General features: G+C 43.8%; 2 protein-coding genes. One reads left to right on the forward strand and one right to left on the reverse strand.

Annotation, left to right across the window (positions count from 1 at the left end):
- Positions 1-62: 62 nt before the first annotated feature.
- The gene (locus HY960_01440; GenBank protein ID MBI5214395.1) at positions 63-12,263 is read right to left on the reverse strand and encodes a choice-of-anchor D domain-containing protein; all 12,201 of its coding nucleotides are present in this window, start codon (positions 12,261-12,263) and stop codon (positions 63-65) included.
- A 372-nt stretch (positions 12,264-12,635) separates the two neighbouring features.
- Between HY960_01440 and HY960_01445 the strand changes: the two genes are divergently transcribed.
- Positions 12,636-17,264: a PAS domain S-box protein gene (locus HY960_01445; protein ID MBI5214396.1), complete on the forward strand. Its 4,629-nt coding sequence runs from the start codon at positions 12,636-12,638 to the stop codon at positions 17,262-17,264.
- Positions 17,265-17,348: the final 84 nt, after the last annotated feature.

Consider the following 17,348-nt stretch of genomic DNA (forward strand, 5'->3'; position numbering starts at 1 on the left):
CAGCCTTCGATATTACGGTACTATCATCGAAGGCTGTTTAGGGTAATTAGATTTCTACAGTGCTATTTCACAAGTAACATCCGTTTCACATCAGAAAAAACCTGTCCCGAGCCTGACGAAATATCACCCGCTTGCATCCGAACCATGTACAAACCGGTCGGGTAATTCGAGGCATCCCAACGGAGTTTGTAACTTCCGGGTGTCATTCGTTCGTTCAGCAATGTTGCAACTTCTTGTCCAAGCACATTGAAAATTTTTATCACGACCACTTCTTCGTTCGGCACATCGAACCGAACCGTTGTTGTCGGGTTGAACGGATTTGGATATGACTGATGCAAAGCGAATTGCTTCGGTATAACTGTACCTTCTTCCGTAACATCCAAAACAACATCTACCCGGACAGGAATGAGTTTTACCGGCGTAGCAGGATCGTTGCTTGAAACAAGAATACTGCTTCGATACCTTCCTGTATCATCAGGAGTTTGAATTGTCGCAGTAATCATTTCCACATTCCCCGCTTCAACCACACCACTTTCAGGAACAAACGATGCAAAAATCCTCGTCCCTACTGCCAGCGATTGAGTCCACAGAAAAATGGATGAAGTACTTGGCGTAACGGTATCCGGCGGAGGGAACTTATTAATTGTTGCCGCGGAGACAAGACTTCCGAATTGTACATCCATCGGCAGAGTTACACTTTTATATGCAAGTTTTATTGTCCCGATATACGCGACTCCAATAAAATAATATTTATTCTTCTCAAGCGGGACTTCCATCGCCCCGGAAGAATAAAACTTTCTTCCGGTTCCGCTGTTCGGAATAGTAATTTCTTTTATCTTTGTAAAGACTCCGTTGCTTGATGTCGCGGAATATACGACGAACCTCATCCCTGTCGCATACGTAATATCAAGATAACATTTGAATTCTCTCAGCAGGATGTTTTTATAGATGTAGAAGATATTGCCGCGCACCTTTCCATCCTGTCCCGCGGCGAATAATGTCGTATCTCCGATGAGATTAGCAGAGGTAAGTGTGTTATCAAATCCTTCTTTGAGTGTAAATCTCAACGGACTTGCACCTTGATTATTGATTGAAAATGCTACTGAAGTCGTCGAATCAGTGGGCAACAATGCCACAATTGAATCGTGGCTAACACTGACAATCGGCGGAAACAAGGATGTTGCTCGCATCGGAATTTCAAGTACCGGTGTTCGCGGGTCACTACTGACAATTTGTAATGAAGCATAATAACGTTTACTCTCGTACGGTTTGAACATAACTGAAATCGTTTTGCTTCCTGCGGGAGGTATTTGTAACGGTGTTGATGTGAGAACATAAAACACCGAATCAGCAGGCGCGATTGTTTGAACTCTCAGCGTATCACATCCGGGGTTGGAGAGAAAGAAACTCACTGTATCTTTGTAACCAACAAATGTTTCATCAAAATTCAATGTATCCTTTGATGCAGTAACGTTTGATTCACTCAATACCTGAACTTTCACCGGAACAATTACACGCGGATGAACCGGGTCGTTACTGTTTAGTATTATTTGAGCGAAGACAGAATTTCCACATAGCAATTCCGTTGTATTGATTTCAATATGAAACGAATCGGAAGACGCAGGAAGAACAGTTCCCGTATCTTCAGAAACAGAAAGCCACGGCATCCCGATTTTCTTTTCATCAATTGCGTAAATGTAGGTCGAATTGTATCCAGAGAGCCAGAGATATTTTCCATCATAGGCAACTCCTTTCGGTACTCCTGAACGAATCGGGAATGGAAGTTCCCGCGTTATTTGAAACGACGATGAACCAATGGAAATTTCATTGATATCCATCTCCGAACCAGCATCCGCCATCCATAATTTTCCGTTTGTTTTACTCCCCACCCACTCCATATCTTCAGGCAAAGAAATTTGATTGGGTTGAACTGAGAACGTTTGAAAGATTGTCCCCGATTTATTCATCTTCACGATCTTTGATGCGGTTGTTCCGACAATCCAGAAATACGTTCCATCCCACGCAATTCCATGAACGTCTGAAATCGAACCCGTCGAGATATACCCGACATAAAGACCGGTAGGTGTATATTGTTTAATTTGTTCATTGGTCGGGTTGCATATGAACAAATCTTTTCCATCAGTTGTTAAGCCAAAATATGTACCACCGTAGATTGGAAATTGAGACACGATGGTTCCATCAGAAGTATCTATTTCATACAATTTGTACCCACCAAAGTTCTCCACGACCGCCCATAACGAATTATTCAACCATGTCAAACCCCTTGTATTTCCCGGAGCGGGTATCCATTTTGCAACGATAGCACTATTCAGTTCGATGTGAGTTTCTGTTTTGCCTTTCGTAGTATCACTTGCGGATTGAATTACTTCAGTTGTAAACGGGCTTCCGGGCAAAACTTCGACATCATATCGTAACAGACCAGCGCCGGAATTATTTACCGTGATTGCCGAACGAATTCTATCTCCCTTGTTCAGCAAGAACGATAGTGTATCAGGCGAAACCGATAACTGACTTGGCAAGACACCGATGCCCTGAACATTGATGTGAAAATTCGTCTTATCGGAATCATTCGAAACAATTTGCAAATGAGCGTTCGCATTCCCAATTGATGACGGGTGAAAAGCAACAAAGACTGTTTTGCTTTTATAAGATGGAACCGTAAAGGTTGTTCCGCCCACAATGGAGAAATCAGTATTATCAATGCTCATGCTGCCTACCAATAAATCATCAGAGCCTTCATTTCTTATGATAAAACTCGTTGTGTCGGAATAGCCGAATGTGACTTCACCAAACTCGATTGAAGAAACACTGCTCACCAATTTCGGAGAACTCTTCACCTGCAACGTTGCCGGAATAACAATGCTCTTTCGTGCCGGGTCGTTACTTGAGAGAACAATCGAGCCTTCATACAGCCCGCCCGATAATCCTCCGCAACGAACGTTGAGACCGGCATTGAGGGTTTGGTTTGAAGCAACCATACCTGATGAAGGAGTAACGTTCATCCATGATGGTTTGCCCGTCCATTCGATGATATTCAATGCCAATTTTTTATTATCTGCTGACGAATTCAGATTTCGAATTACAGCATCGGACATACAAACTATGTTTCCTATGCCATAGGAGGATACCGCAACCATTGTTTTTCCGGAAAGACGGACGATAGAAAGAGACGGTGGTTGAACAAGTATCGCTACGTTCGGATTTTGGATGTAAATTGAAGAAATATTTTCTGAAATCTCATGTGAAGTTATCTCAGAAGTCATACCTGAATTGTAACTGTACTCCGACGTCATTCCGGCAAAATCAGTCCACGATGATACAATTTCACTGTTATTTCCCGCTACGAAAACTCCGCCCCCGGCATTCATGAATCGTTTCAATGTTTCGATATCCTGTTGTGAAGCCTTGATATATGGATTAACAATCATATAGAGGGAATAACGAAGTAACGTATCGAACGATAACCGCCCCGTTTTCATCGAAATTATTTCTGCACCGACATTGCGAACATCAGAAAAGAACTGAATAAAAGAACTGGTATCGGAACTGCGCGATTTATCGAACAATATCTTAATACCGGAAAGATTGCCCGAAGCAACAATTTCATTCCGTTGGTTGAATCTGGTTGTCTGATATTTTCGTTTGATATCAAACTTCAATCCGCCCAATCCGCTATTTTCTATCGGGAAGTTCTGTTGAAGACTATCCCTGCTATTGAGAACAAAACGCAAAGTATCTGTTGAGACCAGAAGATGCGGAGGATGCACCCCTATTCCTCTCACAAAGATATTGACAAGAGAATCGCTTGGGTCATTAGTTAGCAAAGTATAAATTCCCTGTACAGCGCCAGGTTGTGTCGGTATAAATGTAGTGTGCAAAAGATATTTTCCATGAGGGGAAATAACAAACCCCGATTGATTCGTTGTGGAAAATTCAGTTTGGTTAGAATTGATTGATGTAACCCTGAGCGTATCCGAACCGTTGTTTTGAATTTCGAGCAACAGTGTGTCCGGGTATCCGATAAACCCTTCTTCAAAATCGAGTGAATCGTTTTTCAAAGCGATTGAAGGAGCCGGATTTACGGTGAGTTGTACGGGAATTTTCCGAAGTGTTAATGCCGGGTCATTGCTTTGAATATTGAGCGAAGCATAATACTTTCCGCTGTCAATCTCTTCAGCATGGAATAACGCATTGATTATCATGCTGTTCCCGGAAGTAATTGTCCCGGTATCGGGAGTTGCAGAAAGCCACCGGATCGAACCTAACCACGAGAACGCGTTCCGAATGAATGTCTTGTGGTCATAATAATCATAGTTTGCAATAGGGTTTTGAGATGATAAGCAGACAATTCTTCCCATACCATATTCTGAAGCCGCAGTTGTAGTAAGCCCACCCAATCTCACCAGAGAGATAGCAGGAGAAGAAATATTTAACGAGATACGGGTGGACACAAATAATGTATCAACATTCTGAGTCAAGGGATGGCTTGTTATCTCATTTCCATATCCACTGAAGTTATTATTATTAAAAACAGTGGTGATGCCTGAAAATAATGTCCACAACAAATTGCTTCTACCATTATAGTCAGTAACAACAAAGAGGCCTCCCCCTTTTTGGACATACTCCTTCAGTATTTCAATTTCTTCCGAAGTCAATTCATTATAATTTGGATCATAAACTAATAAGATAGAGTATTGAGCAAGGGTATCAGAATTCAGTCCTTGATTTGCAAGCACCGAAATAGTAGCGCCCAAATTCCTGATATCCCTTATTATATTTCTTACCGGAGAGACACTTGTGTCGTAATATGTATGTACTCGGTCAAACAAGACTTTCATTCCCGCCAGCGGTTTGGACGTTGCAGTAATGGATGAGGATTCTAAGGAAAATATCTTTACTTGTTGCAATTGCTTTTCTTTTTCTTCCTCCGTCATTTCTCCGGAAGCATTTTCTACCGACCTCAACAAAGAGGACGAAGTATCTAACTCTTCAGTGCTGATGGAGAAATTCAAAGTCCCAAGTCCGGTATTAGTAAACGTCAAAGGTATTACCAAACTATCACCCTCATTCAATATTACATCAAGTGAAGTTGGGAAAACGGAAAGATGCGGCGGATAAATTCCTCTCCCGCTTATTTGGACTGTCAGTTGCGGCGAGTCAGGGTCGTTGCTTGAAACTGTCAACATTCCTGTCTGAGTACCGGTAGCAATCGGAGTGAACTGCACGACGACATTTCTTTTTTGTTTGGGAGGAATCTTGAACGCAACTTCACCTGCAACGGAAAACCTGAGATTGCTCGATTGAATGTTCTGTATGTTGAGCGAATCAGTTCCACGGTTATAGATTGTCAACGAGAGCGTATCTGCAAACCCGATGTAGCCATCTCCGAAATCTAATGAAACCGGAGCGAGCGCGATATTCGGAACACCGATAACTCGCAATCGAACTGAAACTTCAACCGTCTTCCGCTCTGGGTCGTTGCTCTTCACACGAATCTGACCGTTATATGTTCCACCCTCTAACGACGCGGTGCGAACAGTTGCTGTGAGATTCCTGTTTGTATTGGATGGAATGGTTCCTTTCTCAGGTAAAACGCTCAGCCAATTTTTCCCCGCAAACCAACCGAATGAATTTAATAGCATTTGCTTGTTATCGTTGTAAGTATAATAACTTAACACGTTGGGAGATGATATTGCAACAACCCTCCCTTTGTAATATTCAGAAACAGCGAGCAGAGTATTCCCCGAAATTCTTGCCAACGAGGTTGCAACTCCCGAATTTGTGATATATGCGTAGAGATAGGACATCCTCAGTGTATCAACATTTGCTGTTACTTCGTGTGGGGTGATGTCTGTTATTATTCCACCGGAGAAATACTGACTTACAAAATTAATCCCGGCATAGGAAGTCCATTGATTTAAATTGCTTATGTAATTCTCACCGCAAATGAAAACATGTCCGCCGCGTTGTACAAACTCCGTTAGCGCGGTGACTTCGTTAGGTTGAAGACTATAATACGGGTTCAAAATCATAATTGCTGAATACCGAGAAAGCGTATCAGCAGTAAAACGATTTCTTAATACATTGATATTCGCTCCGGCTTGCCGTAAATCTCTAACGAGTTCTGTTATCACCGATGTGCTTGTATCCCAACTGCTATGGTACGCATCGAACAATATGTTCAACCCCTGAAGATTTACCGGCACAACAGACTGCAATTCGTCCGGTGTTCGCTCGCTCTGTGGCTCAATTCCGAGGAAACGTGATGTTTCCGTGTTCGTTTCAATTTCAAACTCAAGCGTGCCCAGACCCGTGTTCTTCAATGTAAACGGCGCGTTGCTTGTATCTCCGTAGTTCAACGTAAAACTCAATGAATCGGGAGTTACTTCGATATGTGGAGGGTAAACTCCGACGCCTCGTAACGCGACAGTAGCAACCGGGTCTGTTGAATCGTTGCTGGAAATACTCAAGGTCCCGGTATCAACTCCAAGAACCTCCGTAAAATACCGGACACGAAGCGTATCGCTATGCTTCGGTGGTAATTCAAAAGCGACAGAATCAAGCGGTACAAATTTACTGTTACTCGAAACAATGTTGGTGATTGATAACGGAACTGAACCGGAATTTCGTACAACGATTTCCGTCGTATCGGGGTAGCCGATGAACACGTTCCCGAAATCCACCGACTTTGTGAGCAACACAATATTCGGCGCGCCGATAACGGTAAAATTCACCGCCACATATTCAGTGGTGTTCAACGGGTCGTTGCTTGTCACCTTGATAGTTGCTTTATATTTCCCTCCGCCGAGCGCGCTGGCATTTGCTCGCAACGTAATTGCCTCACTACTATTTGCCGGAACAATTCCGCTATCGGGGGAATAATCCAACCATGCCGGAGAACTTAACCATGCAAACGAATTCAACACAAACGTTCTGTTATCGTACTGGTCGTAATCGGCGAGGAGATTATCATCGGTGATGCAGACAATTTTTCCTTCGCCATACGTACCGACTGCTGCTAACGTCTTACCAAACAAACGGACGATTGGTCGAGAATAAGATGAAGTCTTTATTCTTGCATACGCAGCGGAAAACATAAGTGTGTCAACTTCGTACGTAACCGGATGTGGTTTTATGTCGGAAGTAATTCCCGATACCTGTTCCTCATATACATTCATTTTTGCAAATGAAACCCAACTTGAGATTGCACTGACATAGTCATCACCGCAAACAAACAGAGAACCACCTTGACGGATGTATTCCTCTACATCATCCCTTTCGTCGCTATATAAATTCGAACTTGGTTCTATAAGAATGATTGTTGAGTATTGTTTAATCGAGTCATAGTATAGTTGATAGAACCCTTTTACAACAACTTCCGCTCCAGCATCACGTAAATCCTGAAAGAGCGTTTTAATAATAGAACTCGATGTATCAAAACCATTGTAATACCGACTGAACAGAATCTTCTTTCCCATCAAATCAATTGAAGGAGCTGAACGTGTATTATTCTCGTGGAATTCATTCGAGGTTGTTCCATCTTTTGATGCATCGAATGATGCGGTCAAACTTTGTTGAAAAAATTCCCCTTGATTTTTTTCTTCCAACTGTGAAGCCGCAACTCCCGGCTGGGCTTCGCTGGTGAGATGATATTCGAGGGTCCCCAATCCATTGTTAGTAATCGAGAATTGAGAAGCGATGCTGTCTCCTTCTGTTACCGATAATGTTATCTCTGTCGGCGTCACCTCCATCTGCGGAGGTTCAATCGCTTCTCCAATCACTCTGACGGTAACAACCGGGTTTGTCGCATCATTACTGAAAACAGATAATGTTCCGGTTTGAACTCCGACTGCCTGTGAATGAAAACTAACTGTGAAATATATTTTCTGATTAGGCGGAATAAATGTTGGACCACCAAAGAACGGACTGAAATCAGGATTATCCGATTGAATATTAGAAATAATTAACGTATCGGTTCCGTTACTTCGGATTTCAAGCATTGTGCTTGTTGAATAATTGACAAACGTCGGTTCAAACAAAAGCGATTCGGGAACGGCGATTGACGGTGCGCCGTGAACGGTGACATCGAGCGGAACCGCAAGTTCCGGAGTTGCCGGGTCGTTGCTCTGAAATACAAATTTTGTTCTGTACAATCCATCCAGCAAATGTTCAGCATTCAGAGAAACCCGAATTGTTGCACTTGAATCAGGAAGTAATTTTCCAAGTATCGGGTCGTACTTCAACCATGCAGAACCTGCAAGCCATTCAACGGCGTTGAGGAACATCGTTCTGTTATCATAAGAAAAATAATTGTATAACGTGCTTTCATCTACACTGAAGACAATGTTTCCTCCACCAATGGTAGAAACTGCCAGAACCGTTTCACCGGAAATTCGCGCAAGTGAAATTGCAGGTTCTTCAACGGTGAGTGTAGCGTTGACAGAAGTGAACGAAAGCGTATCAACATTCTGTGTTACGGGATGGTATGTCAGGTCACCTGTGATACCGGAATATCCTCCTGTCTGAGGAATTATGCCGGCAAAGTCCGTCCAAGTGCTGGTGATTTGAGGATAATCATCACCAATGATGAACAATCCTCCGCCGGATTCAAGGTACTGTTGCAATGCTGCACGTTCCGAAATACTCAGTTCAGTATTTGGTTCCACGACGATGATAAAATCGTAGTTCGAAAGTTCTTCGAACGTGTATTCACCTCCCGTCATCAGCGAAACCGTTGCGCCCGCATCCTTCATATCCCTGCTGAAATAGTACAACATAAAGTATGACGTATCATAGTAACTATGAACTCTGTCAATGAGAATATTTACTCCGTGTAAATCAAGTGTTGGTAAGAGATTGCTTTTCTCCTCCGCATCAGGTATTTGATGGACGAGTTCCGGGGGCGTTTCTTTCTCAGGCAACGTAATGGTAAACCACGGCAACGTGTTTTTGTTTTGATGCGTTGCAGTGTACATAGTTTGTACTAAGCCCGTACCGAGAGTGAATGATAACGTATCGCTTCCCGAATTCGTGACCTGAAGAGTAGTTCCAATGGAATCGCCAACGTTCAGTTCGTAAGAGAGTGAATTCGGGTTCACTTCGATGTGCGGCGGATTGTTTCCAACTCCAAAAACATTCACCGTATCGAACGGCGTATCCGGGTCATTGCTCGAGATAATTATTTGCCCGGTACGATTTCCTTCCTGAGTTGGAATGAATTGCAGTTGCATCTCGATGGAAGAGAGCGACTGAACCGAAAAAGGAGTCGGCTGAAGAACCGTAAATTCACTGTTATCACTTGCAATGGTTGAAATCAGGAGTGAATCTGTTCCATCGTTTACAATACTGAAGTTCACCGTTTTGGGATAACCAACATACGCTTTCCCGAACTGAACCTCATCATTCACAATCATATCAGGAACGCCATGCACACGAATGTTGACGGGGGTACGCACTTCCGGCTGTTGCGGGTCATTGCTTGATGCGACAAGCATTCTGTTGTATGTTCCACCAAGCAAGTCCTTCGTATGAATTTTAATACTCACCGGTAAACTATCGTGTGGACTCACCTCGCCATTCTGTTGCGACAAGATAAGCCATGTTTCAGTTCCTGCCCATTGAAATGAATTCATCAGCAAGACGGAATTATCATAAAGTGTGTAAGTACCCAGGATATCATCGTCAGTAATAAACACAATCTTCCCACTACCGTATTGCGATGCAGCGACAATTGATTCTCCACTCAATCGTACAAGAGAAGTCGCAGGACTTATAACATCAAGAACAGATAAAACTGAACCGAAATAGAGTTGCTCAACATTATTGGTAACTTCATGCGGCGTTATATCTGAAGTAACTCCGGAGTAACCTCCTCTCTCTGCTGTAATTCCTGCAAACGAAGTCCAGTCGGAAGAGATATCAGGATAATCATCACCGATAATCACTAATCCACCGCCGCTCTGTAAATAGCGTTTCAGTTCTTCGACTTCATGTTCGGGGAGATAATAATTTGCTTCAAGGATGAAGAGCATTGAATACTGTTTCAGAACATCATAATCGTAAGCGCCCGAAGTCATTATCGATATTTCCGCACCGGCATTCTTCAAATCTTTCACCAAGAGAGGAACATAATAGGTATCGGCGTATGAATGGTACGCATCAAAAAGGATTGAGACACCGTTCAGATTGTAGTCGGATAATTTCCTGCTCTCCTCTCTCGATGATTGTCTCATCGTACGTTTATTCATCGAGAAATCTTCATTCCGTTCCATGATTTGCTCTTTATAACTTGCTATCATTTTCACGTTCGATGTAGTTCCGGATTCAATGTTCAATTCAAACTGCAACGTACCATTTCCGGAATTTCGAATCATCATTTCCGTCTCAACGCTATCTCCTCCCTGCAAATCATAATCGAACGAAAGCGGGGCGATATGTATTTCGGGCGGCAAGATACTTCTTGCTTTCATCGGTAAATGTAGGACCGGCTGGAGTGAATCGTTGCTGGAAATCAACAACTCGCCCTCATAAACTTGTTGTGAATCCGCTTGGGAAAACAGAACGGAAAGTTGTTCACCCTGAAGCGGCGGAATAGAGAATGATGTACTGAGTGGTTGAAACTTTCCATGGGTAGAAGATATATCGGTCACTTCCAGTGTGTCGTGCAAACCGATATTACTGATGCTCACGTGCAACGTTTCCTGCATCCCGACAAAAACATCATCAAACAATAATGAATCTTTATCAATGTGAATCCTCTTTGTCATTTGCATATCGAACAGTTGTACCTTCGCCGTGTATACCTGATGAATTCCTGTTCTGTTATCATTCCAGCAAGGCCACGCAGTTCCGTTCGCCGCAACAATTCCGATGTAGTCCCCCATGTATCCACCTGCCAGACCATCAATCGAAGCAGGCAGAAACGGGACGTCGCTCACCAACACATCATCAAACGATTCTCCTCCGTCAACCGAAAAAGAGACAAACACTTCCGCAGAATCGTTCGCGGGAAAATTTCTGCTGTCGTAATAGGTTACAAACAAAACGCCCGTTGCTTTATCAACTGCAATCCACGGCATCCATTGGTCAAGATTTGTATTATCGGTGTTCACTCGCTTCGGTGTACTCCACGTATCACCTCCGTCAGTTGAGCGAATCAACATAATGTCCGGCTGCGAAGATTGTTTATCCGCATAAACGATGTACATCCATCCTCGTCGGGAACCGTTGCTGTAATCAACAGCAATTGATGGGAAACTTGAGACGCGGATGCTCTCATTTCCTTTTCTTAAGTACCCGCGCAAATCATTGACCGTTGCAATACTTCGCGAACTCTCCCACGTCTCTCCTCCATTTGTAGATTTTGCAAAACCTAAATTCGAGGTCGTGGGGGGCCATGTATCGTATCCTGACCATGCGGCATACACTTCGCCATTGATTCCGACGGCAAGATTGACACCCTGCGCTAAGAATGTTCCTACAGAATCACTGATAACAGTTCTGGGAGAAAATGATTTTCCCGAATTCGTTGACCGGGAAAAAACTACCGGGTAAGAATTTTGCCGAAAATCTGTGAATGCTGTATAAATATTGTTGAGGTACGGACTGTTCGGAGAATTATCAACAGTCATATGATTTTTATCATCCTCTCCTTCCGAACCCGGAATCAATACCTGAGACCATGTACCTCCTTCATCAGTGGAACGGGTTACGAATGCAAAGTTCCTATACCTGTCATCTATAAGTAATGCGTTAAAAAATAATGTCCCGTCGCTCCCGATAGCAACCGAAGGATCTGCAAGAAAATCATTCGGGTCGTTATGCGTTGGAAGTGTATCGCTCCCGCTCCATGTTTGACCTTCATCGGTTGTGTAGTACCAGCCCTGGCTCCCGAACGAAGTAGTGTAATGAACAGCGTTCGAACCGACGAAAAGTTTCGCCGGATTCTCCGGGTGCATTGCAACACTGATCTCACTCTGCGTGGTAATCGTACTTGGATGGATTTGAATATTCGGATAAACAGAAACGCTTCCGTTCACTGTTGTTGTAGTACGCAACGTTGTCCTGACCGGAACTGTTTGCATGGTACGAACCATTGACTGAACAACGTTACCTGCATACGGGTTGGACTTCACATTCGACCATCGAAGAGAATCGCTCGCCTTGCTTTGTGCAAGCGCTGTTTGAAGAACAAAAAATGATAATAACACTATAACCGTTAAGAAAACTCTCGCTACCTTCATCTGAGTAACCTTCCTACTTTATGAATACATTGTTAATTTTGTGTGCTTATCGTTCCGATAAAGAAATGAACTAACTCTTTTTTCATTGCTCTACCGAATGGTCAACAGTCCGTTTGAGAATCTACTGCCTGTTGAATTGTGTGTATGGTAAGAATTCTTTTTGAGAAAGGCAATAATTTTCGCGAAAAAATTAACTCTGTTATTGGATACATGAACATTTGATACACATTGCCGTATATCCTTTGTCCGCAAATTGCCATAACAACAAAAATTCCGTACAATCAATCAACCCGACAACACAATCACTTTGGTCTGTGTAGAAATATGAAAAACCGGCTACGTCCATTCAACTCTTATTATCATTCATTTGCGATGCACAATCGTTTCCACCGTGCGTTGCTACCACTTGTGTTGTCTCTCCTTACCTCGCTCTCGCTCACCGCGCAAATTGACAACCTCAACTTCGACCGGCTCTCGCTCGAACAGGGACTTTCCCAAAGCAACATCCAATGGATTCTTCAGGACCGCTACGGCTTCATGTGGTTCAGCACGCAGGATGGTTTGAACATGTACGATGGCTACAACTTTACTGTGTATCGCCACGACCCGCAGGATGTCTCTTCATTAGCGGGAAATTTTCTCACACGATTATACGAAGACAAAGACGGAAACATCTGGACAATTCTCGGTATCGGCGGCATCAACAAATTTGATAGGAATCTCGGAAAGTTCATCTATTACACGCATGACCCAAAAAACAAAAACAGTTTAAGCGGAAACATCGTCACGGCGTTGCATCACGATAAGAACAATCAAATGTGGCTCGGCACAAATGTCGGTCTTGATAAACTTGACCTCACCACCGGAACGTTCACACATTATCAAAATATCGGAAAAGATTCCGCTGTTGCAGGAAGTAACATCGTAACCGTCATCTATGAAGACAAGTCGGGGTTTATCTGGTTCGGCACGAATCATGGAGTAAAAAAATACGACCGGACGAACGACCAATTTTCAAGTTACCATCTGAGTTTAAGCAACCCGGTCATTACAAGCATCATCGAAGACAAGAGCGGTAATCTATGGCTCGGCACAAAATCCGGCTTGAACAAATTCGAAATCAAAACGAAAAAATTTACTTCCTACAAACACTACCCGCACGACCCGAATAGTTTAATCGGAAACGTCATCAATGTGGTACTGCTCGACCATGAAAATACCATCTGGGTCGGAACAACGGAAGGTTTGGCAAGATTGGATGAAGCCACTTCAACATTCACTCGCTTCTCGCACGTTCACAATCAGCCATACAGCATCAGCGGAAATAATATCACCTCTCTCTATGAAGACTCGTTCGGGCTCCTCTGGATTATCAACTCTGAGCGTGAACTCAATGTGTATGATAAAAAAACAAACCGCTTTCGACTCGTCAGGCATAATCCATACGACGAAAAAAGTCTCAGCCACAACGATGTCAGTTTTGTGTTTGAAGACCGTTCGGCAACGCTGTGGCTCGGAACGTACGGCGGAGGCATCAACAAGTTCAGCAGGAAAAAACTCAAGTTCAATCTTTACCGGCATGACCCGTTGGCATCGTACGGTTTGAATAGCAATGCAGTCTCTGCACTCTATGAAGAAAGAGACGGTATTCTCTGGGTAGGAACTCAGGACAACGGGTTGAATCGCTTCGACCGCAAGCATGAAACGGTGGAGTACTTCACTCATAATCCGGCAAGCAGCAACTCCATCAGTGATGATGCAATCACAGCAATCATGGAAGAGTACGACGGAACTCTGTGGATTGGAACGCGAAACGGATTGAACATCTTAAATAAAAAAACAGGTTCATTCACGCGAATGAAAAATCTTGAAGAAAAAATTCCTTCGGGAACACCGTTACAAATCAATGCGCTTCTTCAGGACAACCATGGCTTGATGTGGATTGCGACCGAATCGGGATTATTCAGTTATGAACAATCGAGCAAGAAAATTAATCATTACACGTTCGATGCTTCCAACCCCAAAAGCATCAGTTCGGATAATGTGTGGGCATTGCTGGAAGATACCGATGGCGAATTGTGGATTGGAACTGCTGTCGGTGGTTTGAATAAATTTCTCCGCGAGTCAAACGAGTTCGAGCGATTCATGTTCAGCCCAGCAAACCCCATTGGCTTGAACAACAGAACAGTCACCGTGTTGTACGAATCAAAATTGAACAAGAATTTTTTATGGATAGGAACGTACAGCGGCGGCTTGAATTTGTATGATAAATCAACCCGGACATTCAAATTCTTCACGGAGAAAGACGGGCTTTCCAACAACCGGGTGAACGGAATTCTGGAAGATGATGACGGCAATCTCTGGATAAGCACCATTGGCGGCTTGACAAAATTCAATCCGACAACGTGGAACGCGCGTGTGTATGACTTCACCGACGGATTGCAAAGTAACGAATTTATCCGTGGTTCGTATTGCAAAACCCGTGCGGGCGAAATGTTCTTCGGCGGCATTAATGGCATGAACAGTTTTTTCCCGAAAGCAATCAAAGACAATCAATACATTCCTCCCGTTGTCTTATCTTCGTTTATGAAATTCGATAAGCCGATTATGTTCGATGAAACAATTCCGTTGGTGAAAGAAGTTCAACTAACACACAATGATAATTTCTTCTCTATAGAGTTTGCCGCGCTTGATTATACAGCGCCACAAAAAAATCATTACGCATACATGATGGAAGGTTTCGACCCGGATTGGATTTCTTCCGGCTCTCGCCGCTATGCAAGTTACACCAACCTTGACCCGGGAACCTACACGTTCCGATTCAAAGGCTCGAACAACGACGGCGTGTGGAACGAAACAGGAAGTTCCATCAGCATTATCATAGCGCCTCCGTTTTACAAAACCATATGGTTTAGAATTCTTGGTGGTATATTCATTGTTGGATTTGTCTATGGCTCGTACCGGTTGCGCGTGAGAAGTATTCATTCACAAAAGAAGAACCTTGAAGCGGTTGTCAAACAACGAACCGATGAATTGCAACACCGGACTGATGAATTGCAAAAATCCCGCGACCTGTTGGAACAGCGCGTCCTTGAACGAACGGCGGAACTCCGCGAGAGCAACGAATCCCTTCGCAAGTTGAAAGAGTTCAACGAAAACGTTGTTCAAACAATGGCAGAGGGTGTTCTTGTTGATGATGAAAGAGAGCGCATCACGTACGTCAACCCTGCATTGGCAACGTTGCTCGGGTATGAACCTCAGGAACTCCTCGGAAAACGCTGGTCTGACTTGGTTCCATCAAACCTGAAACATATTGCACGTGCCGCGCAGGAACGGAGAAAAGAAGGCGCTGTTGACCACTACGAAATGCAAGTCATCCGCAAAGATGGCTCACGAATCAGCTTGCTCATTGGCGGAAGCCCGTTGTTTGAAAACGGAGTGTTCGTCGGCACCATCGGTGTGTTTACGGATTTGAGCGAGCGGATTCGCTCGGAGGAACAAATCAAGAATCAGGCGGCGCTCATCGAGAATGCGCATGACGCAATCGCCGTGTGTGACCTCGAAGGAAGAATTTCGTATTGGAACAAAAGCGCTGAATTAATTTACGGATGGAAGAAGGAAGAAATTCAGGAGAAGAATGTCAACGAAATTTTGTACAAGGAATATTCTCCCGAAATCGTAGATGCGCTGAGAACAGTTCTCGACAAAGGCGAATGGACGGGCGAGTTACAACAAGTTACAAAGACCGGAAAAGGCGTTATTGTTGATAGCCGATGGACGCTGTTGAAAGACCGCGAAGGATTTCCCAAATCCATCCTGCTCATCAACACAGACATCACCGAAAAAGTAAAATTGCAGATGCAATTTCTCCGTACGCAACGCCTCGAAAGTCTCGGTACGCTTGCGAGCGGTATCGCTCACGATTTGAATAATGTCCTCGCTCCGATTTTAATGGCAGTGCAAATTCTGAAAAGAAAGTTTGTTGATGAATCGAGCAACCGGATGTTGGATACGCTCGAAACAAGCGCGAAGCGCGGCTCAGACATCGTGAAGCAAGTATTGACGTTCGCCCGCGGCGTTGAAGGAAAACAGGATGAACTACAACCGAAACATCTGCTGAAAGAAATTCAATCTATCATCAACGAAACGTTCCCGAAATCAATCACATTAAAAACAAATATTCAAAGTGAACTCTGGACAGTTGCCGGAGATGCCACACATCTTCATCAGGTGTTGATGAATCTCTGTGTAAATGCCCGCGACGCGATGCCTGACGGCGGTACACTTTCGCTCTCGCTTGAAAATATTTTGCTGGATGAAACGTATGTCAAATTGCATCCTCAGGCGAAGCAAGGAAAGTATGTTGTCTTCGCCGTCTCAGATACGGGAACGGGAATGACACAGGAAGTCATGGAAAAAATATTCGAGCCGTTCTTCACGACAAAGGGAATCGGAAAAGGAACGGGCTTGGGACTTTCCACAGTGAACGGAATTGTGAAAGAACATGGCGGCTTCATCAACGTGTACAGCGAATTGAACAAAGGCACTTCGTTCAAAATTTATATTCCCGCAAGTAAGAAAACTGATGGGAAGACTTCGGAACCATCGCATGTCAATCTTCCCGCCGGCAACGGAGAATTACTTCTCGTGGTTGATGATGAAGCGGCAATTCGTCAGGTCACAAAAGGAACACTGGAAACATTCGGCTACAAAGTGGTGATTGCTAACGACGGCATCGAAGCGGAAGCAAAATACCGCGAACACCAAAACAACATCACCATCGTGCTGACTGATATGATGATGCCATCCCGCGACGGAACGGCGACAATCAAAATCCTGACGGAAATAAATCCGAACGTTAAAATCATCATCACAAGCGGATTAGTCTCGCACGACATACTCGCCTCGGAAGTAACCGGAACCGTGAAAGCATTCCTGCCAAAGCCCTACACCGCGGAACGGTTGTTGAGAACAATTTATGACGTGCTTTCTGAATCATAATGTTTATGAACGCTATCAAAGAAATATGTCATTCCGACGTATGTCGGAATCTAAAACACGTATGATAGAACAGATGCCGAAATA

The organism is Ignavibacteriota bacterium (assembly GCA_016212665.1).
GTDB lineage: Bacteria > Bacteroidota > Ignavibacteria > UBA10030 > SZUA-254 > FW602-bin19.

Coding starts and splice junctions, on each gene's coding strand:
- HY960_01440 (MBI5214395.1), bottom strand. CDS start 12,263: ATGAAGGTAGCGAGAGTTTTCTTAACGGTTATAGTGTTATTATCATTT.
- HY960_01445 (MBI5214396.1), top strand. CDS start 12,636: ATGCACAATCGTTTCCACCGTGCGTTGCTACCACTTGTGTTGTCTCTC.